Source organism: Rhizobium sp. ZW T2_16 (genome assembly GCF_044987325.1).
GTDB lineage: Bacteria > Pseudomonadota > Alphaproteobacteria > Rhizobiales > Rhizobiaceae > Neorhizobium > Neorhizobium cellulosilyticum.
This window is the reverse complement of the sequence record NZ_JBJDRG010000017.1, coordinates 30470-52966: the sequence shown is the minus strand read 5'-3', so window position 1 is coordinate 52966 and position 22497 is coordinate 30470. Positions and strand designations below refer to the sequence as shown.

Below are 22497 nucleotides of genomic sequence, written 5' to 3'. Positions count from 1 at the left end.
TTATGGGAAGCTAAACCTGCACATTCAGATATCAGCACTTATCCTGTGCCGAAGTCGACAAGACGGTGACCAGCGACATACCAGACGGACCGGCACGCTTTAAAGGATAAGCCATGCCCAGAACCATCTTTCCGATGGCCGTGTCAGATATGTCGGCCTTCGCCAAATCCCTGCGAGACCAGATCGACAGGCTCGATCACAAGCCGACCCATGTGGAGATGCTCAATCTCCTGAGCCGCGCCGCGGGTTTCCGCAATTACCAGCATTTTCGCGCAACGGCCGATAGCGCCGATCCCGTCGAGATGAGCCACACCACGGCCGAGCCGGAACCGCAGGCAAATGAACGTCGTGTCATGCACACGCTTCGCGTCTTCGACCGGGACGGGCGTATCATCCGCTGGCCGGGAAAACGCTCGCAGCAGGAGCTTTGCCTCTGGTTCCTCTGGTCGAAGATCCCGCGCGGAAGAATGTTTTCCGAACGGGAGATCAGCGTATTCCTGAACGGACAGCACCTTTTCGAGGATGCCGCATTGCTAAGAAGAGATCTCTTCGATCTCGGCCTCGTCACCCGCAATCGTGACGGGAGCGATTATCGCCGCATCGAGAAAAAGCCGCCACCGGAACTAGGGCTTCTCCTGCGCAAGGTCGCAACCTTGCTGGTGAAAACCCCGACCCGGCAGGGACCGGCGGCCGGCTTGCCGCAAACGGCAAGCCCGGCCTGACCGTCATAGCGTCAGCGTGCCCGAAATGCATGTCGCGACCTCGCCGCCGACCCAGATGTCGTCGCCGGCCTTGTCGACATGCACCCGGCCGGCGCGGCCGAGCACCGTGCCTTGCGCAGCGACATAGCTTTCCGGCGCAATTCCGGAGCCGATCAGCCATTGTGCAAGCCCGGCATTCAGGCTTCCCGTCACCGGGTCCTCGTAGCCGTTACGGGTAAAGGCGCGCACTTCGAACTGCGCGTCTTCACCATCCGATTGCGGATCGAAACGGCCGACCAGCCCGACCCGCACACCTGCAAGAATAGAATAGTCCGGCCTGACCGCCAGCACATCTGCGCGCGCAGGCAGGCGCACGCCGATCCAGTCCGGGCCGTTCTCGACCCAGTTGGCGTCCTCGATCATCGAGACCGGGATGCCGAGCCCCTTGGCTATCCTCTCGATCAATGCCGGCTCCACCGGGCCGCTTCGCACGAGCGGTGGTGCGGCAAAGGCAAGCCTCTGGCCATCGCGGCGGATCCGCACCAGCCCGGCGCCGCATTCCTGAACGATCTCGCCCTGAGGCGCATTCGCCGCCTGGCTCAGCCACACATGTGCACTACCGAGCGTCGGATGTCCTGCAAACGGCAGCTCCTGTGTCGGCGTAAAGATCCGCACACGGTAATGCGCCTCCGCCGTTGTCGGCTCCAAAAGAAAGGTCGTTTCGCTGAGATTGGTCCAGTTGGCAAAGGCCTGCATATGCGCGTCATCGAGCGCATCTGCGCCGATGACGACCGCAAGCGGGTTGCCGCGCATCGGCTGGCTGGAAAAGACATCGACCTGCTGGAAGGAAAAGCTTGGCATAGGGATCACTGCATCCGGTTGAAACGAAAACGGCAGCCTTTCAGCTGCCGTTTGATTCCGCAAATGATTTGCCAGGTGGCTGATCGCCTCACAGCACCAGCCGGAACTTCGCAAAACCGTTTTCACCGTCGCCGGCATCCTCGATTTTTGCCCCTTTGATCTCGCCGGCGAAATGGCGCCCCTTCGGTCCGCTCTCGAACACCGCCGTCGTTCCCGGCAACGGCTTGAAGGACCAGTTGCCGTCGGCCGTCGGGTTGATCGTCCCCTGTTCTACGATATAGCGCACGATCACGTCACGGTTGGTATCGGGCGCGACGAAGATCACCTTATCACCGGCAATTTCCGGGAACTTGCCGCCACCACCAGCACGATAATTATTTGTCACGACGACGAATTTCTTAAGTGGATCAATCGGTTTCCCGTCAAACTTCAAGTCAGTTATGCGGTGTGCATCTTCATTGATCAGCTTGCCGTCCTTGTCAAAGCGCACCTGCTGCGACAGGTCGATCTGGTAGGTCACGCCATCGATGACATCGTAATTGTAGGAAGGGAAACCGTCGTTCAGCAGCGCCGCATCCTTGGCTCCCGCCTTGACCTGATTGAACATGCCCGCCGACATTTCCAGCCAGTTTTTCACCTGCGCGCCGGTAATCAGTACCGCCTGAACCGTGTTCGGATAGAGATAGAGGTCGGCGACGTTCTTGATCGCGATATCACCGGTCGGCACGTCGGTATAATATTCGGCACCGCCACGTCCGCCGGCCTTGAATGGTGCCGCAGCCGAAAGCACCGGATAGTCCTTGTACTGGCCATCCTTCAGCATCTGCTTGATATACCAGCTCTGCGCATTCGAGACGATCTGCACCGTAGGATCGTCGGCCACCAGCGCGAAATAGGAATAGAGCGGTGCCGAGGTCTTGCCGACAGGTCTGCGCACATAGGCGAGCGTCGCCTCATGTTCGGCCTTGGCCGCGGCCAGAACCTCCGGCTTGTCTTTGACATCGGCGACCACCTTGCGGTTCTCGTCGCGATGGTAGATCGGCCGTGCTTCCGACGTGGACGAGATTATCTTCCAGCTGTTGCCATCCTTTTCCAGCAGCAGGTCGATCAGGCCCATATGCGAGCCCCAGAAGCCGGCCATCACTGCGGGCTTGCCCATCAACGTGCCCTTCTTGGCATCCGCGCCGGCAATCCCGTCAAAATCCTTCGGCCCGGGGAAAACCAGGTGCTGGTGCCCGGTGAAGATCGCATCGATCCCTTCGATGCCGGCGAGATAGAGTGAGGCATTTTCCATCCGCTCGCTCTGGCCGGAACCGTCGATGCCGGAATGTGAAAGCGCGATCACGATATCAGCACCTTCCTCCTTCATCTGCGGCACCCAGGCCTTGGCTGCATCGACGATGTCGCGCGTCTGCGCCTTGCCTTCGAGGTTCTTGGCATCCCAGACCATGATCTGTGGCGGCACGAAACCGATGAACCCGACCTTGATCGGCGAGGTGGCTCCTGACCCGTCACGGATCTGCTTTTCGAGGATCACATAGGGCTTGAAGAAAAGTTCATCCTTCTTGGCATCGGATGCCAACATGCCTTTGGTTAGATTCGCACAAACGTATGGAAAGCCCGATCCGGCGAGCACCTTGTTGAGGAAGTCTAGGCCATAATTAAACTCGTGGTTTCCAAGTGTCCCGACGTCATAACCAAGCACGTTCATCGCGCTGATTACGGGATGCTTGTCACCCTCCTTCATGCCACGCTCATAAGCAATGTAATCGCCAAGCGGATTGCCCTGCAGGAAGTCGCCATTGTCGATCAGCATCGAATTGCCGGCCTCGGCGCGGATCGCGTCGACGATCGAGGCGGTGCGGGCGAGACCCAGCGTGTCGTTCGGCTTGTCGGCGTAATAATCGTAAGGGAAGACGTGGACATGGATATCCGTCGTTTCCATGATCCGAAGATGTGCCTGGTTGGCCTGCGCTCGCGCGGCGAAAGGATGCAGCGCGACCAGTGCGGAAGAGGCGGCAATCCCACCGAGAACCGAACGGCGCGAGAGCTGAAAGGATAAAGTGGAGGACGGCATGATATCTCCCTATTCGTCATCGAAAGGCGTAACACTAGGCGCATTCGCATGAGCCTGCATCACCAAAATGACAGGGGGAATAATCCTTCTCTGGCCTACCGCTTCAGCACGGGCTGGATGTCCTGATGGAAGAAGCGGAAATAGGCTGCGACCTGTGCTGCTGCGTTCGTATTGGGGCGAAACTGGATGCCGAGGCGTCCATTATGGCTCCACTTCACCATACCCTCCAGAACACCCAGCTCCTCACTGTCAATCCTGACGGGGCTTCCGATGGAGGCATTGAGTGGTGCGCCGAGGTCTAGCGCCAGACCGGTCGCCGAAATATCGACGACGCGAGCATTGACCGATTGCCCGTAATATTTCAGCGTTCCGGGAATGCGTGCCTTGCGCCGAGGAGCAGAGCGCACCTTCATGTTGAGATTGTTCACTGCCATGTCCTGATACCTCCTGACCTTTTATCCGGATTATATCTGGCATGAATTGAAACGCCTTTAGTTTGCGTCATAAAATTGTAACAGATCGGGTAACCGCCGCTTTACATCCGCCTGCGTCTGGCGCGAATGGAGGAGGGAGAGAAGCTGATTCTCTCGCCGCGGAGGATCTGCATTTGCCTCGATATTTTGGCCATACTGCCACGACCGGAATGGATGCCGGATGAGCACATCGGTCGTGCTTCTGGCTTTGTTTGCTGCAGTTCTTCATGCCAGCTGGAATGCTTTCCTGCGTTCGGGTGCCGATCGCTTCTGGATGATGACGGTCATGAACCTTGCCATCACGGTTGCCGCCATTCCGGTTGTGCTCATCTTTCCCGTGCCGGTCGCGGATGCATGGCCCTATATCATCGGCTCTTCGCTGTTTCAGGTCGCCTACGGCCTTCTGCTCGTCGCCGCATACAGGCATGGTGAACTCGGGCAGGTTTATCCGATCATCCGTGGCAGTGCACCGCTTCTGGTCACGGTTGGCACTTTCTTCCTGATGGGCGAAGTGCTCCAGCCCTTGGCTATGCTCGGCGTTCTGTGCATCGTGCTCGGCATCATGACGCTGGCGCTCGGCAAGGCGAGGGCATCCGGCACGTCCATGCTGTTTGCACTTGCGACCGGCGTGGCGATCGCGGGTTATTCGACCTTTGATGCCATCGGCATCCGGGTGGCAGGAGAACGAGTAGCCTATATTGCCTGGGTGTTCATTCTTCCGGGCATTCTTCTTTCCGCGGCCTACACGGCTATACGTGGGCCTCTGCATATCGATATCCGCTCACCGGAAACCCGCAAGGCGATCGGCGGCGGCCTGGTCTCGCTTCTCTCTTACGGCACTGTTCTGGTTGCTTATTCATTGGCACCGGCCGGTCCGGTATCGGCACTCAGGGAGACCAGCGTGGTGTTCGCTGCTCTCATCGGATGGAAGTTCCTGGGGGAGCGCCTGACGCCGAGGCGAATCCTTGCATGCATCGTGGTTGCCGCCGGCGCCATCCTTATTGGGGTTTCGTGACGCCGCGACCCATCTTTAACGGGATTTCCAGCTCATAGGTGCAACCACATTGGGGCTGGTTGCCAGATCAAGTTCAAGAGGAATGCGTTTTTCGCCTGCAAGTGCCCCCACGGTGAAGGCTCCCCAGGCTCTGATGACCAGCTTGGCTTCACCCTTGGTCACCGGAACGCGGTATTGATTGGGCTGGAAACTATCATGCAGGAAGAAATCGACCACTCCCGTAAGTATGGTGTCCTTTGTCGCCCGAACGGTGATCGAGACCTTCTGCCAATCGCCGCCGACATCAGATTTCTCGACTATGGCGGCAATCTGCAGCCCCTTATTGGTTTCCTGACCTCCGAAACGCTGTTTCTGCGGATCATTGGCGACGGTGATCGCCGGCAATTCGGGCTTGTCGGTGGTGGAAATACTCTGAGCCTCAAAGCCGCTTTCGAGACTGGAGGAAAATTGCCGTAGCTGTCGAAGCTCCTCGAATATCTGCGAGATCTTCTGGTTCAACTGTTCATCGAGCTCGATCGCAACGTTTTTCGTCCGCTCGATACGCTGGCCATTTTCTTCCACTTTCTCGGCCAGGGAGGCTACGAGACCATCTTTGCCGACACTAATGCTCGCAAGTTTTGGAGCAAGCAACGCTATGATCGCCATGGCAAGATATGTGGCGATCTTTGCACTGTCACTGCTTTGATACCCGATCACCTCTCCGATGACGAGCAATATGGAAATAATGCTGACGATACCCGCGCCTAATTCCAGTGAACTTCGCTTCATCTACCCCTCCCTTGAATGGCGCTTCAAGATTGGGTGTATTTTGGATTTATGCAACCCTAAATAATCATAGGCCGACATTGGGTCTATCGATGATTTCACGGAGCGCGAAACTTGAATTGATCTTCACCACATGCGGTAGAGCCGAGAGCCAGTCGCGATGAATACGCTCGTAGTCTTCAAGATCCTTGGCCGCGACGCGCAGGATGTAGTCATATTCCCCGGACATCAGATAGCAGACGAGCACATTGGGGCACAATTTCACCGCGGCTTCGAATTCGGTCAGCGTTTTGGCGAACTGGCCCGATAGCGAGATGTGGACGATGACCATCATCTTGTAGTCGAGCGCGGCATTGGAAAGGCGTGCGTGATAGCCGCTGATCGTGCCGTTTTTTTCCAGAATGTCGAGGCGGCGCGAACAGGCGGATGGTGAAAGCCCGACACGCTCGGCCAGTTCCGCGTTGGATATTCGCCCGTGATCCTGCAATGTCCGCATGATCGCACGATCGATGGCATCAAAGCTGCTCATTGCGGTTTCTTCCGAAAAATGACGATCTGGCGCAATAATCCCCGAAAATCAGGGTTGCAGCAATCACTCTTCGCAAGGACATTCCGTCGCTTTTCTGATGTGCTCGTCGGGCAAAAAATCAACTGGCGATAGCCAATATAAAAGAGAGGAATGCTGTATGCGTGTCGGGTGCCCGAAGGAAATCAAGAACCATGAATATCGTGTCGGTCTCACGCCCGGTGCCGTGCGTGAATATGTGGCGCATGGCCATGATGTGATCGTGGAAACGAAGGCTGGTGCCGGTATTGGCGCGGATGACGCCGCCTATCAGGCGGCTGGCGCAAAAATCGTCGCTTCGGCCAAGGATGTCTTCGAAAAATCCGACATGGTGGTCAAGGTCAAGGAGCCGCAGCCGGCAGAGTGGGCACAGTTGCGTGAGGGCCAGATCCTCTACACCTATCTTCACCTTGCTCCCGATCCGGAACAGACCAAGGGCCTGCTCGCCTCCGGCGTAACCGGCGTCGCTTATGAAACGGTCACCGATGAGCGCGGCGGCCTTCCGCTTCTGGCGCCGATGTCGGAAGTCGCCGGTCGGCTGGCAATTCAGGCCGGTGCAACGGCCCTCCAGAAAGCCAATGGCGGTCGTGGTATCCTGCTCGGCGGCGTGCCCGGCGTTGCGCCTGCCAAGGTCACCGTTATCGGAGGCGGCGTCGTCGGGCTTCATGCTGCCCGGATGGCGGCAGGCCTCGGAGCCGATGTAACCATTCTCGATCGCTCGCTGCCGCGCCTGCGCCAGCTCGACGATATTTTCGCCGGCCGCGTCCATACCCGTTATTCGACCATCGATGCGCTCGAAGAAGAAACCTTCTCGGCCGATCTTGTCATCGGTGCAGTGCTCATCCCTGGCGCTGCAGCCCCGAAACTTGTCACGCGCGAAATGCTGTCCGGTATGAAGCAGGGCGCGGTCATGGTTGACGTTGCGATCGATTAGGGCGGTTGCTTCGAGACATCCCATACCACTACCCATTCCGACCCAACCTATGAGGTTGATGGCATCGTGCATTATTGCGTCGCCAACATGCCGGGCGCGGTACCGATCACGTCCGCACATGCGCTGAACAACGCCACGCTTCAGCATGGCCTCGCTCTCGCCGATCGGGGCTTACGCGCCATCGCCGAAGACAGGCATCTGCGCAACGGCTTAAACGTGCACAAGGGACGGGTCACCAACAGGGCCGTTGCCGAAGCACTCGGTTACGAAGCCTTCGCCCCTGAAAGCCTGCTGAACGTCGCCTGATCTGCCTCAATTCTGCCAGTCTGAACGCCGGGTGCAGCAGCGCCCGGCGTTTTTTTGCACGTAAAATCAATTCGATATTATTTAGATATATCGAAAGGCTTGCGTTGTGAGTTTATTGGGCTATCTTTAGATATATCGAAAGACAGTCTAAGGAGACGGAAATGTTTGGACACAGGTTTGATGGCCGCGATCGGTGCGGCGAACACGGGGGCCGGGGAGGCAGCAAGGGCTTCGAGGAAATCTTTGCCGCGCGCGGCGGCCCATTCGGTCGCGGCTTTGGCGGTCCCGGCCGTGGTGGGCGAGGTGGCCCGGGCGGCGGTCATGGCTTCGGTGATGAAGGTGACGGTCGTATCGGCCGCTTCCTGATGCAGGGCGATCTTCGCCTCCTTGTCTTGGCGCTGATCGAAAAGGAACCGCGCCATGGCTATGAGATCATCAAGCATATCGAGGACATGACCTACGGCTTTTACGCGCCAAGCCCAGGCGTCATCTATCCGACGCTGACCTATCTCGAGGAGGCCGGTTATGTGGTCTCTGAAGCCGATGGCAACAAGAAGCGTTACGCCATCACCGAAGAGGGCAGGGCCCATCTCGAAGAAAACCGCAGCTTTGCCTCCACCATTCTCGGCAGGCTTTCCGAGCTCGCCGAACGCATCAAGCAGCGGCAGGAACGCAACGAACATCACCAGCGCCGCGAACACGGCCCGGAACTGCCGCGCAGCGTCGACGCGGCGCTCCTCAACCTGCGCGAAGTCATCGCCGCCAAGCTGGCGACGGACGAAAGGAAAGCCGGTGATTTCGTCAAGCTTCTGCTGCAAATGGCCGAAGATCTCGATCGTGACGGGAACAAGGATACCGGTGGCTTGAGCTGACCTTTAGGCACCAATCCAGAGAACAAGTTGTTGCTCTCTGGATAACCTTCGCTTGCGGGGAAAAGTGCTGAAGGACAGGCTGGTGAATTAAGCTCTATCGATCCGGCACTGATAACAGTTGTTGCGGGCCGAGCGCACATGCACATAGGCAATTTCGTCGCGTTCCAACAGGCTTGCCGCGCGTTCGGCAATGGTGTCGGTCGGCGTTACCGCGCCGCTGCCGTAAACGATACGGTCGTTGAAGCCGTAGCCGCGAACGATATAGTCCGGGCTAGAAAGGATCGGCGGCAAACCCTCTTCGCAGGCATAACGTGGGCAGGGGTTCGCATGCAGGAAGATCGGGCCTGTCTCGGCATAAGGCTGCAGCGAGGGAAAGGGCCGATAGGCAAGCACAAGCAGGCCTTCTCCTTCGTCTATGTTCTGCAGGCAGTGGCGGCAGGGATGGCCCGGACCATCCGAAACCATCGTTTCGGGCCTGTTTTCATAGGCATCGGCGCCGCCGTTCCAGAGGGCCTCGGCCTCTTTCGTCGGCATGGCTTGAAAGCGAATTGTAGACATTGGCCTCTCCTTGAATTGGAAAAGCCATGTGATGGCGGTGCTCGGCCAAAACCGCCACCCGTTTCTTGCCGGCCTTGGCCCTTATCCGTCCAGCGCCTTGAGAAGCTCCGCATCCGTAATCGGCACGATCGCCTCTTCGCTGGTGCCTACCGGCGAAAAACCCATCATCTGGTAAAGCTGGATTGCCCGCGGATGGTCGAGATTGTTGGTGGTGACCGTCACCTTCGACGGATTGTCCTGCCAGGCGGCATAAAGCGCCTGCAGCAGAAACCACTTGCCGATGCCAAGTCCCATAGCCCGTTCGAACAGGCCGAAATAGGAAAGCTCGACAACGTCTTCCGGCTGTTTGGCAAGCTCGAAGAAACCCGAGGGCGCGCCGTCGACATAAAGCACGCTGATTGAAACCGGCTTGCCATGGATGATAGCGGCCAGTTCCTCGTCGCTCAGCCGCAGCCGCTCATACCATTGCCATCGCTTCCCCACTTGCCGGTAGAGATAGCGGTAGAAATGCAGCGGGATTTCCGGCGAACGCATGATCGCTGTTTGCACATTGACCGGCACCGGCAGACTGCTGCGAGGTGCCGCCGTCATTTCGAGCCGAGTGACACGGACTTTCAGCGGGAGCGGTTTCTTTGCCATGAAAACTGTTCCGGCCTATCGCGCATCTGCCGGTCCGGTCACAACCGGAGCATCGTCTCGCCCGCCCCATTCTGTCCAGGACCCGTCATAAAGCGCATTGTCCTCGTGACCGAGCGATTCCAGCGCCAGCGTAATGATCGCGGCGGTGATACCCGATCCGCAGGTGGTGACGACCGGCTGGCCGAAGTCGATCCCCGCATCCTCGATCGCCTGACGCAGCTCCGGCAGGCTGCGCAGCTTGCCGTTGACGGAAAATGTGCCGGAAGGAAGGCTGCGGGCGCCCGGCATGTGGCCGGAGCGCAAGCCCGGGCGCGTTTCAAGCTCTGTCGCGGCAAACCGGCCGGCACTGCGCGCATCTGCGATCTGCCGCTTGCCGTCGACGACGATCGACAGCATTTCGCGAAAATTGATCACCTTGTCGAGGCGCAGATCGGTCTTGAATGTGGTGGTCGAAGGCGCCGGGGTCTCTGTCTCCAGCGGCCGCCCTTCGGCCTTCCAGCCGTCCAGCCCACCATCGAGCACGAAGACGTTTTCAGCCCCCATGATCCGGAACAACCACCATCCGCGCGGCGCGGAAAAGATGCCGGGGCCATCGTAAACCACGATCCGGTCTGTCTCCCTGATGCCCATCTTGCCGACAGCCTCGGCAAATAACTCCGGGGCAGGGACCATGTGCGGAAGGCCGGTCGAATGATCGGCGACCTTGTCGTGATCGAAGCGGATGGCGCCGGGAATATGGCCGGCAAGATATTCGGCATCTGCGTTGCGGCCCTGCGCCGGCAGATAGAAGGAGGCATCGATAACCTTCAGGTCGCTCGCCCCCAGTTCGTTTGCCAGCCAGTCCGACGAGACCACGAAACGGCTCGTCTTTCTCTCAATCGCGTCGCTCATGCCATTTCTCCCTTGGCCTTTTCAGGCCTGTATTTCGGGCTCGCCGAACCTGATCCGGAAGCGGCGGTTCTCCTTGCCCTTCTTTTCTATTCTGGCGATATGGATCGCCCCGACCTCGCTTGTTCTGGCGACATGTGTTCCGCCGCAAGGCTGGCTGTCAATGGTGGAGTTTTCGCCGATACAGACCAGACTGACTCGCCCGAGGCCGACCGGCGGGCGGACATTCTTCGACTTCACGATGCCCGGATTGGCGGCCAGTTCCTCGTCGGTGATCCATTGCAGGTAAACCGGGTGATCCGCATCGACGAGTTCCATCAGCCTTGCCGTGACGTCGTCCTTGTCGATCGTGTCGGTCATGTCGAAATCGACCCGCGATTCCTCCTCGCCGACGGCAGCCCCGGTAATCGGATACTGGCAGACGACCGAAAGCAGATGGCAGGCGGTGTGCATGCGCATCAGGTTGAAACGGCGCGGCCAGTCGATCGACAGCGTAACCGTCTCGCCGACCAGAAGCTGGGCCTGGCCTTCGACCGGAACGTGAATGACGATATCTTTTGTCGCCCCATGTCGGGTCTGGCCGAGCAGAATGCGGCTTCCGTCCGCCCGGTCGAGAAAACCGGTGTCGCCCGGCTGGCCGCCGGAGGTCGCGTAAAAACAGGTTCGATCGAACTCGATCCCGCCATCGTCATGCGCGGATGTCACGACGGCCTCTGTCGTGGTCAGATAAAAGTCGTCGCGATAAAGCAGTTGGGAAGACATGGGATGCTCGCAGATGTCGTGATCAGGCCGTCTCGAAGGGCACGGATATCTGCCGCTTCTGCGTCAGCCATTTCGGCAGCGGCAGGCCTTTCGACTTCAGGAAGTCAGGGGTGAACAGCTTGGACTGATAACGGTTGCCATAGTCGCAGAGCACCGTGACGATCGTATGTCCCGGTCCGAGGTCCTGGGCAAGCCGGATAGCGCCGGCAATGTTGATCCCGGAGGAACCGCCGAGGCAAAGACCTTCTGTCTCGACCAGATCGAAAATATAGGGCAGGGCTTCCGCGTCCGGGATGCGATAGGAGAAGTCCGGGGTGAACCCTTCGAGATTGGCGGTGATCCGGCCTTGGCCGATGCCTTCGGTGATCGAATTGCCTTCCGACTTCAGCTCGCCATGGGCGTAATATTCATAGAGTGCCGCACCTTCGGGATCGGCAATGCCGATCTTGATGTCGGCATTCTTGGCTTTCAGGCCCATGGCCGTGCCGACCAGCGTGCCGCCTGAGCCGACCGAGCAGATGAACCCGTCCACCTTGCCGCCGGTCTGTTCCCAGATTTCTGGTGCCGTGGTTTCGATATGGGCCTGACGGTTGGCGACATTGTCGAACTGGTTTGCCCAAATCGCACCTGCGGGCTCTGTCTTGGCGAGCTGCTCTGCAAGCCGGCCCGAGACCTTCACGTAATTGTTGGGGTTGCGATAGGGAACCGCCGGAACCTCGACCAGTTCCGCGCCGAGCAGCCGCAGGGCATCCTTCTTCTCCTGGCTCTGGGTCTCGGGAATGACGATAACCGTCCGATATCCGAGCGCCTTGGCAACCAGCGTCAGGCCGATGCCGGTATTGCCGGCCGTGCCCTCGACGATCACACCGCCTGGTTTCAGCAAGCCCCTCCGCTCGGCATCGCGGATGATGAACAGGGCAGCCCTGTCCTTCACCGATTGGCCCGGATTGAGAAATTCTGCCTTGCCGAGGATCTCGCAGCCGGTCTTTTCCGACGCATCCTTCAATCGGATGAGCGGGGTGTTGCCGATGATGTCGATGACGTTGGGATAGGAAACCATGATGAAGCGCCTTTTTTGGCTGATTTAATCAGCGTCTTTTCCACGGACAAGCGTTTGCGTGCAAGAAAATCCGTTCTCGACCTCTCGGTTGATAGGAAAAGCTCTGCTGCCTCGCGACAGGTTACGCAAAACCGCGTCGGAAAGCATGCGCGCGATTTTGTGATCCGATTAGACGTACCCCTAAAATCTACCATCTTTACGTTGTGCCGATAGGCCTCTAAATTTGACAACAGACATGTTGCTGAACCTGGAACGGCTAGATCTGCTTGTTGCTCACTACGTCGCCGGTTGCCTGCCGGAGCCGGCGCATATCCTCGTGGGCTCTCATCTGGAGATGCAGCCGTCATCGGGACGGTTGGCAGGCGAACTGGAAATTCTTGCCGGACAAAGCCTGGAAGATGCCGAGCCGAGCGAGTTGTCGTCGTCCGAAAGCCGGTTGAAAGCGATCCTGCAATCGAGGCCGGAAATCGACGTGCCGCCTGCAATGGCAAGGCAAGGCGATTCGCTGCCGCATTATCTGCGTTCCTACGCTGGAAGAAATCTCGACGATGTTCCGTGGAAGACCAAGCTTCCGGGCCTCAAGCAACATGTGATCGAGAAGTCGTCGGGGATGGAGGCAAGTCTTTTATGGGCAAGGCCCGGCCGCGCATTGCCGCATCATCACCATAAAGGACTCGAGCTGACACTTGTCTTGCAGGGGCAGTTTTACGATCATCGAGGTGCGTTTTCGCAGGGTGATGTTTCCGTTGCCGACGAGACCATCATTCATCGACCCGTCGCGGCGTCCGATAGTCCTTGCCTGTGCTTTTCGGTTCTGCTGGCGCCCATCACCTTGAGCGGGCCGACCTTCAGGATGCTGGGCGATATCTTGGGCATGTAATGCTAAGCTGATGCATGGCCGCAGCCAAAAAATGCGGCCACCCGACGGGTGACCGCAATCTGACCTCGTAAAAGTCAGTAAGGCAATCTCAATTGACGTGAAGCTGTGCCTCGCTCACCGCGTTTTCGAACTCCTGCCGGGCCTCCTCGGGCGTGCGACGCCCGTCGAGAGCTGCGCGGCAGCAGCTTCTTGCCTTGACGAAATGTGGCCCTCGCAGATCCGGCCAGCGATCGGTCAGCACCATCAAAGCCTCCGAAGGGCTGCTGATCATCTCTGTCCCATGATTTCCGAATGCGACTTGAACCGGCTTTTGCCAATTTTCATGCGGCATGAACGATCCTCCCAGTGCTCAGCCCCGAACAATAGTGAACCTACACCCAGCGCCCTGTTGCGGCTACGATTTTTTTCCCGTTTAGGCTGCGCTCGTTAGGCCAAGTTGCCGCATAAGCCCGCATGCTTGGAAAACACCTGCTCCACTAGCCGCATTGGAGAAGTTGCAGCGGTCATGGATTATTCGACCGACGCGTGCTCTGCTTCATATCGGCGTCGGCTTTTGAGCCTCGTTTGCGCCGCGACCACCAGATCACCAAACGGCGGCGCCTGCGCCGAATAAACGCGATGTCGTTCGACAGCACGATGAAGCCGAGCGGCAGCATCCAGAAACCGAGTACCGGGAGAAATCCGAGCGTCCCTCCCACCATCAAGGCAGAGCCTAGGCCAATGCGTCCGACGCGTGATCTCGGCATAGGAATACGCCATGTGCCGAGCGCCAGTTTGCCGCTACGAGGATCTATGCCGAAATGCCGTTTATGCGGTGTCGATGCCATCCAGTCGAAAAACCCTTTGATTTCATGAGATATCTGCCTGTGAGATGGGGACAGGTTGGGGATTAAACAAGGAATTTCATTTTTTTGTAAAAAAGCGCTTGGCAAATCGGAAAAGCATGCGTATTACCCGCCGCACACGCCGCGACGCGGTGTTCCCTGGTAGCTCAGCGGTAGAGCATTCGACTGTTAATCGACAGGTCGCCGGTTCGAATCCGGCCCGGGGAGCCAAATTCAAAGAAGCCCTGTTTTCGTGGATATCCATGAAAACAGGGCTTTTTTATTTCATATCCTTTTCCATTATATTTTCTGTGTCGTTGCCGTGCATGGCTAATGATCATTTATTGCACGCCAGCAGATCCGAAGCTTTGTCTTGAAAGACCACGGCGGGCTCTCCCTGCCTTTCAGATGCACAGCGATTCAGCATGGCCTGTTCTGTTCTTGACTTTTCTCGAAAAAAATAATAGAACGTAAGGTGAACATTATGGAGGTGCAGATGAAACGTGCCGAAGATGTCGCTGAACGTGCGCTTGCCATGGTCGCTGCCTCCCGTGCTTTGCGGGAGCGACATGATAAGCAGCGCAAGGAAGTTTACGAGCGGGTACAGATAGCCTCGCTACGCAAGCCGAAAATTCCCAAGGGAATACAGTTGAGATTAGACCTGCAATAGGTTCCGGCCTGGCTGTGCCATACCACGCCGGAATTCTTCTCTGCTCAACGAAGGAGGGCTGATCTGGTCAGCTGAAAAAGGTCGCGAGGCCTTGGCCGGCACTGAAAGCTGCGTAGGCAAGAATGCCAAAATAGACGATCGTAATCACGTTGAATAAATGGCCTACAAGTACGATCGCGCCGTCTCGCTGGAGTATGCCTGCAGAAAGCAGGAGTATGGCTATGCCGGGAAGTGTATTTGAGAACGGTATAAGCCCTAACGGAAACATTAGAAGTACGCCGGCAAGAGTGATGGCAAGTCCGTTCAGTCGGTTGACGGTGGTTCCGGTCGTTAGCGCCCGCAAGCGCGGCTTGAGGAAGCGGTCGAGGCGCGACACGATGTTTGCGCCTTTATCCAGCGCAGGCAGAAGTTTTTTCGTGTCCAGTTCGCGATCCAAAATCTTTGCCGGAAGCCAGGGCATCCGGTTCAGTGTGATTGAAATGCTGATCAGAATGATGGCAGCGCCGAACACCGTGCTGACGCCGGGAATGGAGACCGGAATAAGAAAGGGCAGGGCGGCGACGGCGCAGACGAGCAGTAGTCCCTGTTCTCCAATCCGCTCCATCAGATCCCGCAACGATACAGTTGGTCCCTGAATGCCTTTGATAAGACCTCGGAGAGTTTCGCTGAGGGAGGTGCTGGTATCCTGAAAGTCGAATTTTGCCTGCAAAATAGTACTCCATTGCCGCCGCAGAGGAGGCAATGGATATCAGGAACAGCCAGTCAAGCAAACCCGAAGCTCCTACTCTCGCGCGAGATGGAGAGCGAAGTGCGGCATATGTCCGTGGTTTTGCTACTTGTGATGGGTCTCCAGCCAGTGGTCATAGATACCGCAAACGACCACCACGGCTAATACGCCCAACACGATGGGATTGATGGATGTGAAAAATTCGACGTAATGCATGCCAGCCTCCTCCTGCTGCATATCCGATACCCGACGCCTTCCCCGCCTGGTACACAACCATTTTATCACCAACGCCGTCCCGACGCAAAAATATGTTACCCGGCAAAAGGACGCAGTATGCGGATCTTGCCGAATTTACCGGTGAGGGCGCTTCAAGAGAGTTGGTCGCCAAGTGAGCGGCGCACCAAGGTGCTCCGGCTCCCTGCCGTTTTTTGCTGCTGTATGGCTTGCCCGCGAGGAATGATTCAGCGGCGTTTGTTCTCAGTCGCGGGAGGTCGGGCAGGGGGAATTGGCTAGAAGAGCGCAAGCACCATGTGGAGCACATACAGGATGCTGGAGAGCGATATGATAGTCGCGAGCGCCGCGAAGGCGTCTGAAAAAGTCAGTTTCATGTCGATCATCGCCGTCATGGCGATCCTTCCGAAATAAAAGGTTACGGCAACATCGCCGCTAACGACATGATTAGGTGGCGCGCTTTAAAAAATGGACTAACGGGGAGTGTAAATATTCAGTTAAGAAGAGCTCGCTTGTTGAGCGTTCATCCAAGCATCTTTGCCTCAATGCTGGCGAGGATAAAGGTTTCCCTGACCTCGTCGAGCGGAACCCGTCTTTGCAGACATGCTGCGCATTCATTCAGCGCTTTTGCGTAATAGTCACCGTAGCGAACCGGCCAGCGCCAATTGAGGTATTCGAGCGCTTCACGTGGTCCCCTGATGGTTTCTATAAAGCCGTAGCCCACCCTTACCCTGACGGGCTCTGACCAGAGAATCGTATCTTGGATGTGCCTGTCGTCCATGTCCTGCACCTTTATTTGCGGCGCAGAAAACGGGCTGCGTTCGGTTCGGTTCCCAAATTCTTGCAAAATTGTGTTCCGAATTCGCCAGACAGGAGAGGCGATCACGATCTCAAGTTTCGGCGCGGATACCGATTGCTAACATGTTGTAGATAAATGAAATTAACCGATGAGGAGGCTTTTGCCATATGGGGCAATGTCCACTTAAATATCGGGGAAAATTGGAGGCCTCGCCCGGAATTGAACCGGGGTACGAGGATTTGCAGTCCTCTGCGTCACCACTCCGCCACGAGGCCATCCATGCAGTAGTTTGCGGTGTGTGTCGGGGCGTTTAGAACGAATCGAAACGCTGTGCAAGCGCCTTGACGATCAATGCGCATATTTTTCTTGTCGCATCTTGTGTCGCAGAAATTTCATGCAACCACCCAAGTCCCGCCACGGATCATGGTTAATTTTTAACTTCTTTACGCGAGCCTGGAACCGAAGGCGCGTCATGCGCTTTTAAGGCTGTACTTGAAGTGAATGGAGGATTTGCCCGTGCTCACCAAATTCGTCAACGCGTTTCGCCCGTCTGTCGCCGAGGTTGAGGGAACAGGAACCTATCCTGATGGTCTTTTTGCCGCCGCGCTTGCAAATCAGCTGGAATTTGACGGTGCGAGCGGTTTGCGATCCTCCTACGAGAAAGATTATCTGGCGGCGAAAAAGTTGAATCAGCCGCTAAGGCCACATTCATGACGCCTGTTTGAGTGAGACGCCGGGCCTGTCTCCTCGATTCTCTTTTATCTGGCGTTTTCGGCTTCGGTAACGGCACTCTCTGAAGGTTTTTTAATGAGCCGCCATGCGCCGTCTTGAAACCAGTGGGCTGCGCCAGTAATACGGTCGGCAGACAGTATACGAGGCGCAGGACATGATTGATTTCGAGGCCGCCCGGATAAAGATGGTTGAACATCAGATCCGGACCACTGACGTAACGTCGCACTCTGTTCTGCGTGCGTTTCTTTCCGTGCCACGTGAGGCTTTTGTTTCCGAGAAGGCTAAGCCGCTTGCATATCTCGATGCGGATATCGAGCTTTCGCCTGGCCGTTACCTGATGGAAGCTTCCCCTTTGGCTAAGCTGCTTCAGGCAGCCGAGATTACCAAGAACGATCGCGCGCTCGACGTCGGTGCAGGCAGCGGTTACGTGGCGGCGTTGCTTTCGCATTTGGCCGGTTCCGTCACTGCGCTCGAGAGCGATGGTGCATTGTGCGAGCTTGCAGCGGCCAATTTGAATGCGCTGGGCTGTCAGAACGTCACCGTCGTGACGGGCGAGTTGACCAAGGGATATGCGGCGGCTGCGCCATACGATCTCATTTTCGTCAACGGCTCGGTGGAGGAGGTGCCTGCCGCACTTCTGGAGCAGTTGGCGGAAGGCGGGCGCCTCGTTGCTGTGATCGGCTACGGTAACGCTGCGCAGGCAAAGATTCTGCTCAAGGAACATGGTTCTATTTCTGAAAGCTCCCGCTTCAATCTTTCCGTGAAGCCGCTACCGGGCTTCGCCAAGGTCAAGGAATTCGTCTTCTGACATCGGTATAATGGTCGTGACACGAGGGGCGCCGGGCGCCCCTTTTTGTTTTTAGCCAATATCGGCTGTTGCAAACGGGACTCTATGTCTGTGCAAAAGCTGTGTATCGCTGCCTTTGCTTATCCCCGTCACATTGTGTCTTGTCGCCAAGCCCTTACACTAGCAACGAGTTTACCACCGTCGAGAAGACGGTAGCACTCGGCAACTGCGAGGATGAAATGGCTCAGCCAAATGTAGCGCGTGAACCTTCCATGGAGGAGATATTGGCTTCGATCCGTCGGATCATTGAAAGCAATGATCCCGGTTCAGACGCGGCTGGCCTGCACGACGCTTCCTCGACCTTTGAAGACGACGAGATCGAGGATTTTGACGAAACTGCCGCTTTCGTTCCCGATTTGGTGGCTAACGATGCCGGTTTGCCGAGGCAACCGGAGTTTTCTATCCAGCGGGAGCCGGTCGCGGCTCCAGCAGCGACAGAACGATCCCTGTCGCTTGCTGATGTCGCCGCCCGGGTTCGCGCAGCCTCCGCACGGCACCAGGATATGGCGATATCCGGCTCCGGCCGCCCCTCCGATGTCGGCATCCCGTTGATGCGCGATACTGCGCCGCCCGCGAATGAAGTTCCGTCGCAGACTGTATTCAGCGAACCTTCCGCGCCTGTGATCCCCTTGCCGTTGCCCGAGCTGCGCCCGTCTTTCGAAGATAGCGCGATAAGGCCGCCGGTCGCTCCGGCGAGTGTCGAGGCCGTAAAGCTTGCAGAAGAGAAGCCGAGTCAGCTCCCCGCAATTTCGGCGCCTGAGGCTGTCAATTCCGATCATGTAAAGCCGGAACCTGTTGTGTCCACAGAGGTAAGGCCGCAAGCAGTACAGGCGGGAGCCTCGATTGCCATGATGGCCGGCCTTCTTTCTGAAACTGCCGGTGCCCAGGTGGCGAAGTCCTTTGGCGAGCTCGCCGACGTGTTCGATGGCCTGGAGCGGCGCTCTGTCGAGGATATGACGCAGGAAATGTTGCGGCCGATGCTGCAGGAATGGCTCGATGACAACCTGCCAACGCTCGTCGAGCGGCTTGTTCGGGAAGAAATTGAGCGCGTCGCCCGCGGCCCGCGCAGATAAACGCGCCGTCAAATCGCCGCTTACGCCATTGAATATGGCCGCTCCGGAAACGGGGCGGCTTTTTTATTGACTTGTCACCCCCCACATCTTTAACAACCGACCATCTCATTCATAAATAAAAACGGGTCAGGAAATGCTCGAAAAGACCTACGATTCCGCCGCCGTCGAACCGAAGATCGCAAAAGCCTGGGACGATGCGGATGCTTTCCGCGCCGGCGCCAATGCCAAGCCGGGTGCGGACGCCTTCACGATCGTGATCCCGCCGCCGAACGTTACCGGTTCGCTGCATATGGGCCACGCGCTCAACAATACGCTGCAGGACATCATGGTCCGCTTCGAGCGCATGCGCGGCAAGGACGTGTTGTGGCAGCCGGGCATGGACCATGCCGGCATCGCGACGCAAATGGTTGTCGAGCGCCAGTTGATGGAGCGCCAGCTTCCCGGTCGTCGCGACATGGGCCGCGAAGCCTTCGTCAATCGCGTCTGGGACTGGAAGGCCGAATCCGGCGGGCTGATCTTCAATCAGCTCAAGCGCCTCGGTGCATCCTGCGACTGGTCGCGCGAACGCTTCACCATGGATGAAGGTCTTTCCAAGGCCGTGCTCGAAGTCTTCGTCACGCTCTACAAGGAAGGCCTGATCTATCGCGGCAAGCGACTGGTCAATTGGGACCCGAAATTCGAAACGGCGATTTCTGATCTCGAAGTCGAGAGCAAGGAAGTCGACGGCCACATGTGGCACTTCAAGTACCCGCTGGCCGGCGGCGAAACCTATACCTATGTCGAGAAGGATACCGACGGTAACGTCATCCTGTCGGAAGAACGCGACTACATCTCGATCGCCACAACCCGCCCGGAAACCATGCTGGGTGACGGCGCGGTTGCCGTTCATCCGTCGGACGAGCGTTACGCGCCGATCGTCGGCAAGCTCTGTGAAATCCCGGTCGGTCCGAAGGAGCATCGCCGCCTGATCCCGATCATCGCCGACGAATATCCGGAGCCGGATTTCGGCTCGGGTGCCGTCAAGATCACCGGCGCGCATGACTTCAACGATTACCAAGTCGCCAAGCGTAACAAGATCCCGCTCTATCGTCTGATGGATACGGTCGCTTCCATGCGCGAGGACGGCGATTCTTACGCCGAATGTGCAGCGAGGGCGCTTGCCATCACCAAGTCCGGCGAACTGCCGAGCGAGAGCGATGTCGACGAGATCAACCTCGTTCCGGAAGAGTATCGCGGCCTCGACCGCATGGTCGCGCGTACGAGAATCATCGAGGCGATTAATGCCGAAGGCTTGGCCGTCACGGTCAAGGATGCCGAAGGCAACGACATTCCCTATGTCGAGAAGAAGAAGATCATGCAGCCGTTCGGTGACCGCTCCGGCGTCGTCATCGAGCCGATGTTAACCGACCAGTGGTTTGCCGATGCAAAGACGCTGGCCGAGCCGGCGATTGCTTCCGTTCGCGAAGGCCGCACCAACTTCGTTCCGAAGAACTGGGAAAAGACCTATTTCGACTGGATGGAAAACATCGAGCCGTGGTGCATTTCGCGCCAGCTTTGGTGGGGTCACCAGATTCCGGCCTGGTACGGACCGGATGGCCAGTGCTTCGTCGAAAAGTCCGAGGAAGAAGCGCTCGACGCGGCCGTCCAGCACTATCTGGCGCATGAAGGTCCGTGGAAGGCCTGGGTTCAGGAAAAGCTCGAAAATTTTGCGCCGGGTGAAATCCTGACCCGCGACGAAGACGTGCTCGACACCTGGTTCTCGTCTGCGCTCTGGCCGTTCTCGACGCTCGGCTGGCCGGACAAAACGCCGGAGCTTGCGCGCTATTATCCGACCAACGTTCTTGTCACTGGTTTCGACATCATCTTCTTCTGGGTCGCCCGCATGATGATGATGGGCCTTCATTTCATGAAGGATGAGGAAGGAAATCCGGTCGAGCCGTTCAACACCGTCTATGTCCACGCGCTGGTGCGTGACAAGAACGGTCAGAAGATGTCGAAGTCGAAGGGCAACGTCATCGACCCGCTCGACCTGATCGACGAATACGGCGCTGATGCGCTGCGCTTTACGCTGGCGGTCATGGCAGCGCAGGGCAGGGATGTGAAGCTCGATCCGGCCCGCATTGCCGGCTATCGCAATTTCGGCACCAAGCTGTGGAATGCTACGCGTTTCGGCGAGATGAACGGCGTTACCCGCAATGCCGACTTCAGGCCGCAAGACGCAAAGCTGACGGTCAATCGCTGGATCCTCACCGAACTGTCGAAGACGGTCGAGGAAGTCACGACGGCAATCGAGACCTATCGCTTTAATGAAGCGGCTGGCGGTCTTTATCGTTTCGTCTGGAATCAGGTCTGCGACTGGTATGTCGAACTCCTGAAGCCGGTCTTCATGGGCGAGGACGAGCAGGCGAAGGCGGAAGCCCAGGCTTGCATGGCTTACGTCATGGAAAAGACCTACGCGCTTCTGCACCCGTTCATGCCGTTCATGACCGAAGAACTCTGGGCGCACACGGCAGAGCGTGATGGTCTTCTGGCTCATGGCGACTGGCCGGCTGCTGATTTCAGTGATGAAGAAGCCGCCAGTGAAATCAACTGGCTGGTCGATCTCGTCTCCGGTCTGCGTTCGGCGCGTTCGGAAATGAACGTTCCTCCGTCGGCGACCGCACCGCTGATCGTCGTCGGCGCAAATGAGGTAACGGCCTTCCGCATGCGTCGCCATGAGGCTGCGATCAAGCGCCTGGCGCGCGTCGAAAGCATAGAACCGGCCGATAGCGCACCCAAGGGCGCCGCCCAGATCGTCGTCGGCGAGGCGACAGCCTGCCTGCCGCTCGGCAACCTGATTGATCTGGCCGCTGAAAAGGCCCGTATCGAAAAGGCGATCGGCAAGACGGAACAGGAGATGGAGCGCTTGAACAAGAAGCTCTCCAACGAGAAGTTCATCGCCAATGCAGATCCGGAAGTCGTTGCTGCCGATCGCGAGCGTTATGCCGAACTCGAAGTTCAGCTTGCCAATCTCAAGATCGCGTTGACGCGGATCGCCGAAGCCGGCTGATTTTAGAGACGACTCAGCGATGTCAAATGCCGCATCCAGCCATGGGTGCGGCATTTTCGTATGCGCTTGGATGTCCAATTGATTTATTGTGCAGATGCGTGGCCGGAGAAAAGGACTCTGTTGCGTGAAGGTCACAGACGCATATTACCACAAGATAAAATTCCAAGATCGACTGCGATTCGTCAATTT

The 22497-nt window shown here is 57.6% G+C and carries 23 protein-coding genes, 2 tRNA genes and 1 pseudogene; 11 read left to right on the top strand and 15 right to left on the bottom strand.

Annotated elements, in window-relative coordinates; translation table 11 throughout:
* Window positions 1-113 precede the first annotated feature (113 nt).
* The gene (locus ACI3K0_RS25040; RefSeq protein WP_404946417.1) at window positions 114-722 is read left to right on the top strand and encodes a DUF2087 domain-containing protein; all 609 of its coding nucleotides are present in this window, start codon (window positions 114-116) and stop codon (window positions 720-722) included.
* A 3-nt stretch (window positions 723-725) separates the two neighbouring features.
* Here ACI3K0_RS25040 and ACI3K0_RS25035 read toward each other — a convergent pair whose 3' ends face one another.
* The 3 genes from ACI3K0_RS25035 to ACI3K0_RS25025 form a co-directional block, all read right to left on the bottom strand.
* A complete protein-coding gene (locus ACI3K0_RS25035; RefSeq protein WP_183822155.1) occupies window positions 726-1562 on the bottom strand; it encodes a PhzF family phenazine biosynthesis protein in 837 nt (278 codons plus the stop codon).
* A gap of 88 nt (window positions 1563-1650) precedes the next feature.
* Window positions 1651-3639 carry a bifunctional 2',3'-cyclic-nucleotide 2'-phosphodiesterase/3'-nucleotidase gene (locus ACI3K0_RS25030; protein WP_404946416.1) on the bottom strand — a complete coding sequence of 663 codons (1989 nt, stop codon included), beginning with the start codon at window positions 3637-3639 and terminating at the stop codon, window positions 1651-1653.
* A 95-nt stretch (window positions 3640-3734) separates the two neighbouring features.
* Window positions 3735-4073 (bottom strand): PilZ domain-containing protein, encoded by a 339-nt coding sequence (locus ACI3K0_RS25025; RefSeq protein WP_148146381.1) that lies wholly within the window; start codon window positions 4071-4073, stop codon window positions 3735-3737.
* Between the two features lie 220 nt (window positions 4074-4293).
* Between ACI3K0_RS25025 and ACI3K0_RS25020 the strand changes: the two genes are divergently transcribed.
* Window positions 4294-5127, top strand: coding sequence for a DMT family transporter (locus ACI3K0_RS25020; RefSeq protein WP_183822150.1), 834 nt, complete (start codon window positions 4294-4296; stop codon window positions 5125-5127).
* A 15-nt stretch (window positions 5128-5142) separates the two neighbouring features.
* On the opposite strand, the gene ACI3K0_RS25015 is transcribed toward ACI3K0_RS25020, so the two are convergent.
* Window positions 5143-5895 carry a pYEATS domain-containing protein gene (locus tag ACI3K0_RS25015; RefSeq protein WP_183822148.1) on the bottom strand — a complete coding sequence of 251 codons (753 nt, stop codon included), beginning with the start codon at window positions 5893-5895 and terminating at the stop codon, window positions 5143-5145.
* A gap of 64 nt (window positions 5896-5959) precedes the next feature.
* A complete protein-coding gene (locus ACI3K0_RS25010; protein WP_148146384.1) occupies window positions 5960-6421 on the bottom strand; it encodes an Lrp/AsnC family transcriptional regulator in 462 nt (153 codons plus the stop codon).
* Window positions 6422-6578: 157 nt separating this feature from the next.
* On the opposite strand from ACI3K0_RS25010, the pseudogene ald reads away from it, so the two are divergent.
* Window positions 6579-7697, top strand: a pseudogene (ald, locus tag ACI3K0_RS25005) (alanine dehydrogenase).
* A 161-nt stretch (window positions 7698-7858) separates the two neighbouring features.
* Window positions 7859-8569: a PadR family transcriptional regulator gene (locus ACI3K0_RS25000; RefSeq protein ID WP_183822144.1), complete on the top strand. Its 711-nt coding sequence runs from the start codon at window positions 7859-7861 to the stop codon at window positions 8567-8569.
* An 87-nt stretch (window positions 8570-8656) separates the two neighbouring features.
* On the opposite strand, the gene ACI3K0_RS24995 is transcribed toward ACI3K0_RS25000, so the two are convergent.
* The 5 genes from ACI3K0_RS24995 to ACI3K0_RS24975 all read right to left on the bottom strand — a co-directional run bounded on the left by ACI3K0_RS24995 (window position 8657) and on the right by ACI3K0_RS24975 (window position 12476).
* Window positions 8657-9127, bottom strand: coding sequence for a DUF1203 domain-containing protein (locus ACI3K0_RS24995; protein ID WP_183822142.1), 471 nt, complete (start codon window positions 9125-9127; stop codon window positions 8657-8659).
* Window positions 9128-9208: 81 nt separating this feature from the next.
* On the bottom strand, window positions 9209-9766 hold the full coding sequence (locus ACI3K0_RS24990) for a GNAT family N-acetyltransferase (RefSeq protein WP_183822139.1): 558 nt from the start codon (window positions 9764-9766) through the stop codon (window positions 9209-9211).
* A 15-nt stretch (window positions 9767-9781) separates the two neighbouring features.
* The gene (gene sseA, locus ACI3K0_RS24985; protein WP_183822137.1) at window positions 9782-10657 is read right to left on the bottom strand and encodes a 3-mercaptopyruvate sulfurtransferase; all 876 of its coding nucleotides are present in this window, start codon (window positions 10655-10657) and stop codon (window positions 9782-9784) included.
* Between the two features lie 21 nt (window positions 10658-10678).
* Window positions 10679-11416 (bottom strand): alanyl-tRNA editing protein, encoded by a 738-nt coding sequence (locus ACI3K0_RS24980; protein ID WP_183822135.1) that lies wholly within the window; start codon window positions 11414-11416, stop codon window positions 10679-10681.
* Window positions 11417-11438: 22 nt separating this feature from the next.
* The gene (locus ACI3K0_RS24975; RefSeq protein ID WP_404946415.1) at window positions 11439-12476 is read right to left on the bottom strand and encodes a cysteine synthase A; all 1038 of its coding nucleotides are present in this window, start codon (window positions 12474-12476) and stop codon (window positions 11439-11441) included.
* Window positions 12477-12711: 235 nt separating this feature from the next.
* Here ACI3K0_RS24975 and ACI3K0_RS24970 point away from each other — a divergent pair, with 235 nt between their 5' ends.
* The gene (locus ACI3K0_RS24970; RefSeq protein ID WP_148146392.1) at window positions 12712-13356 is read left to right on the top strand and encodes a ChrR family anti-sigma-E factor; all 645 of its coding nucleotides are present in this window, start codon (window positions 12712-12714) and stop codon (window positions 13354-13356) included.
* Between the two features lie 88 nt (window positions 13357-13444).
* On the opposite strand, the gene ACI3K0_RS24965 is transcribed toward ACI3K0_RS24970, so the two are convergent.
* Window positions 13445-13687 carry a DUF982 domain-containing protein gene (locus ACI3K0_RS24965; RefSeq protein ID WP_183822132.1) on the bottom strand — a complete coding sequence of 81 codons (243 nt, stop codon included), beginning with the start codon at window positions 13685-13687 and terminating at the stop codon, window positions 13445-13447.
* A gap of 172 nt (window positions 13688-13859) precedes the next feature.
* Entirely contained in the window at window positions 13860-14183 is a 324-nt protein-coding gene (locus ACI3K0_RS24960) for a hypothetical protein (protein WP_183822457.1), read from the bottom strand.
* A 153-nt stretch (window positions 14184-14336) separates the two neighbouring features.
* On the opposite strand from ACI3K0_RS24960, the gene ACI3K0_RS24955 reads away from it, so the two are divergent.
* A tRNA-Asn gene (locus ACI3K0_RS24955) sits at window positions 14337-14411 on the top strand.
* Window positions 14412-14676: 265 nt separating this feature from the next.
* Entirely contained in the window at window positions 14677-14850 is a 174-nt protein-coding gene (locus tag ACI3K0_RS24950) for a hypothetical protein (RefSeq protein WP_183822090.1), read from the top strand.
* 67 nt (window positions 14851-14917) lie between these two features.
* Here ACI3K0_RS24950 and ACI3K0_RS24945 read toward each other — a convergent pair whose 3' ends face one another.
* The 3 genes from ACI3K0_RS24945 to ACI3K0_RS24935 all read right to left on the bottom strand — a co-directional run bounded on the left by ACI3K0_RS24945 (window position 14918) and on the right by ACI3K0_RS24935 (window position 16882).
* Complete coding sequence (locus ACI3K0_RS24945; RefSeq protein ID WP_148146394.1) at window positions 14918-15559, bottom strand: exopolysaccharide biosynthesis protein; 642 nt, start codon at window positions 15557-15559, stop codon at window positions 14918-14920.
* A gap of 772 nt (window positions 15560-16331) precedes the next feature.
* Complete coding sequence (locus ACI3K0_RS24940; protein WP_183822088.1) at window positions 16332-16589, bottom strand: DUF982 domain-containing protein; 258 nt, start codon at window positions 16587-16589, stop codon at window positions 16332-16334.
* 219 nt (window positions 16590-16808) lie between these two features.
* Window positions 16809-16882, bottom strand: a tRNA-Cys gene (locus ACI3K0_RS24935).
* Window positions 16883-17123: 241 nt separating this feature from the next.
* Here ACI3K0_RS24935 and ACI3K0_RS24930 point away from each other — a divergent pair.
* The 4 genes from ACI3K0_RS24930 to ACI3K0_RS24915 all read left to right on the top strand — a co-directional run bounded on the left by ACI3K0_RS24930 (window position 17124) and on the right by ACI3K0_RS24915 (window position 22308).
* Window positions 17124-17321: a hypothetical protein gene (locus tag ACI3K0_RS24930; RefSeq protein WP_148146396.1), complete on the top strand. Its 198-nt coding sequence runs from the start codon at window positions 17124-17126 to the stop codon at window positions 17319-17321.
* A 172-nt stretch (window positions 17322-17493) separates the two neighbouring features.
* Window positions 17494-18147: a protein-L-isoaspartate O-methyltransferase gene (locus tag ACI3K0_RS24925; protein WP_183821910.1), complete on the top strand. Its 654-nt coding sequence runs from the start codon at window positions 17494-17496 to the stop codon at window positions 18145-18147.
* Window positions 18148-18365: 218 nt separating this feature from the next.
* A complete protein-coding gene (locus ACI3K0_RS24920; protein ID WP_183821908.1) occupies window positions 18366-19259 on the top strand; it encodes a PopZ family protein in 894 nt (297 codons plus the stop codon).
* A 133-nt stretch (window positions 19260-19392) separates the two neighbouring features.
* Window positions 19393-22308 carry a valine--tRNA ligase gene (locus ACI3K0_RS24915; RefSeq protein ID WP_183821906.1) on the top strand — a complete coding sequence of 972 codons (2916 nt, stop codon included), beginning with the start codon at window positions 19393-19395 and terminating at the stop codon, window positions 22306-22308.
* Window positions 22309-22497 lie beyond the last annotated feature (189 nt).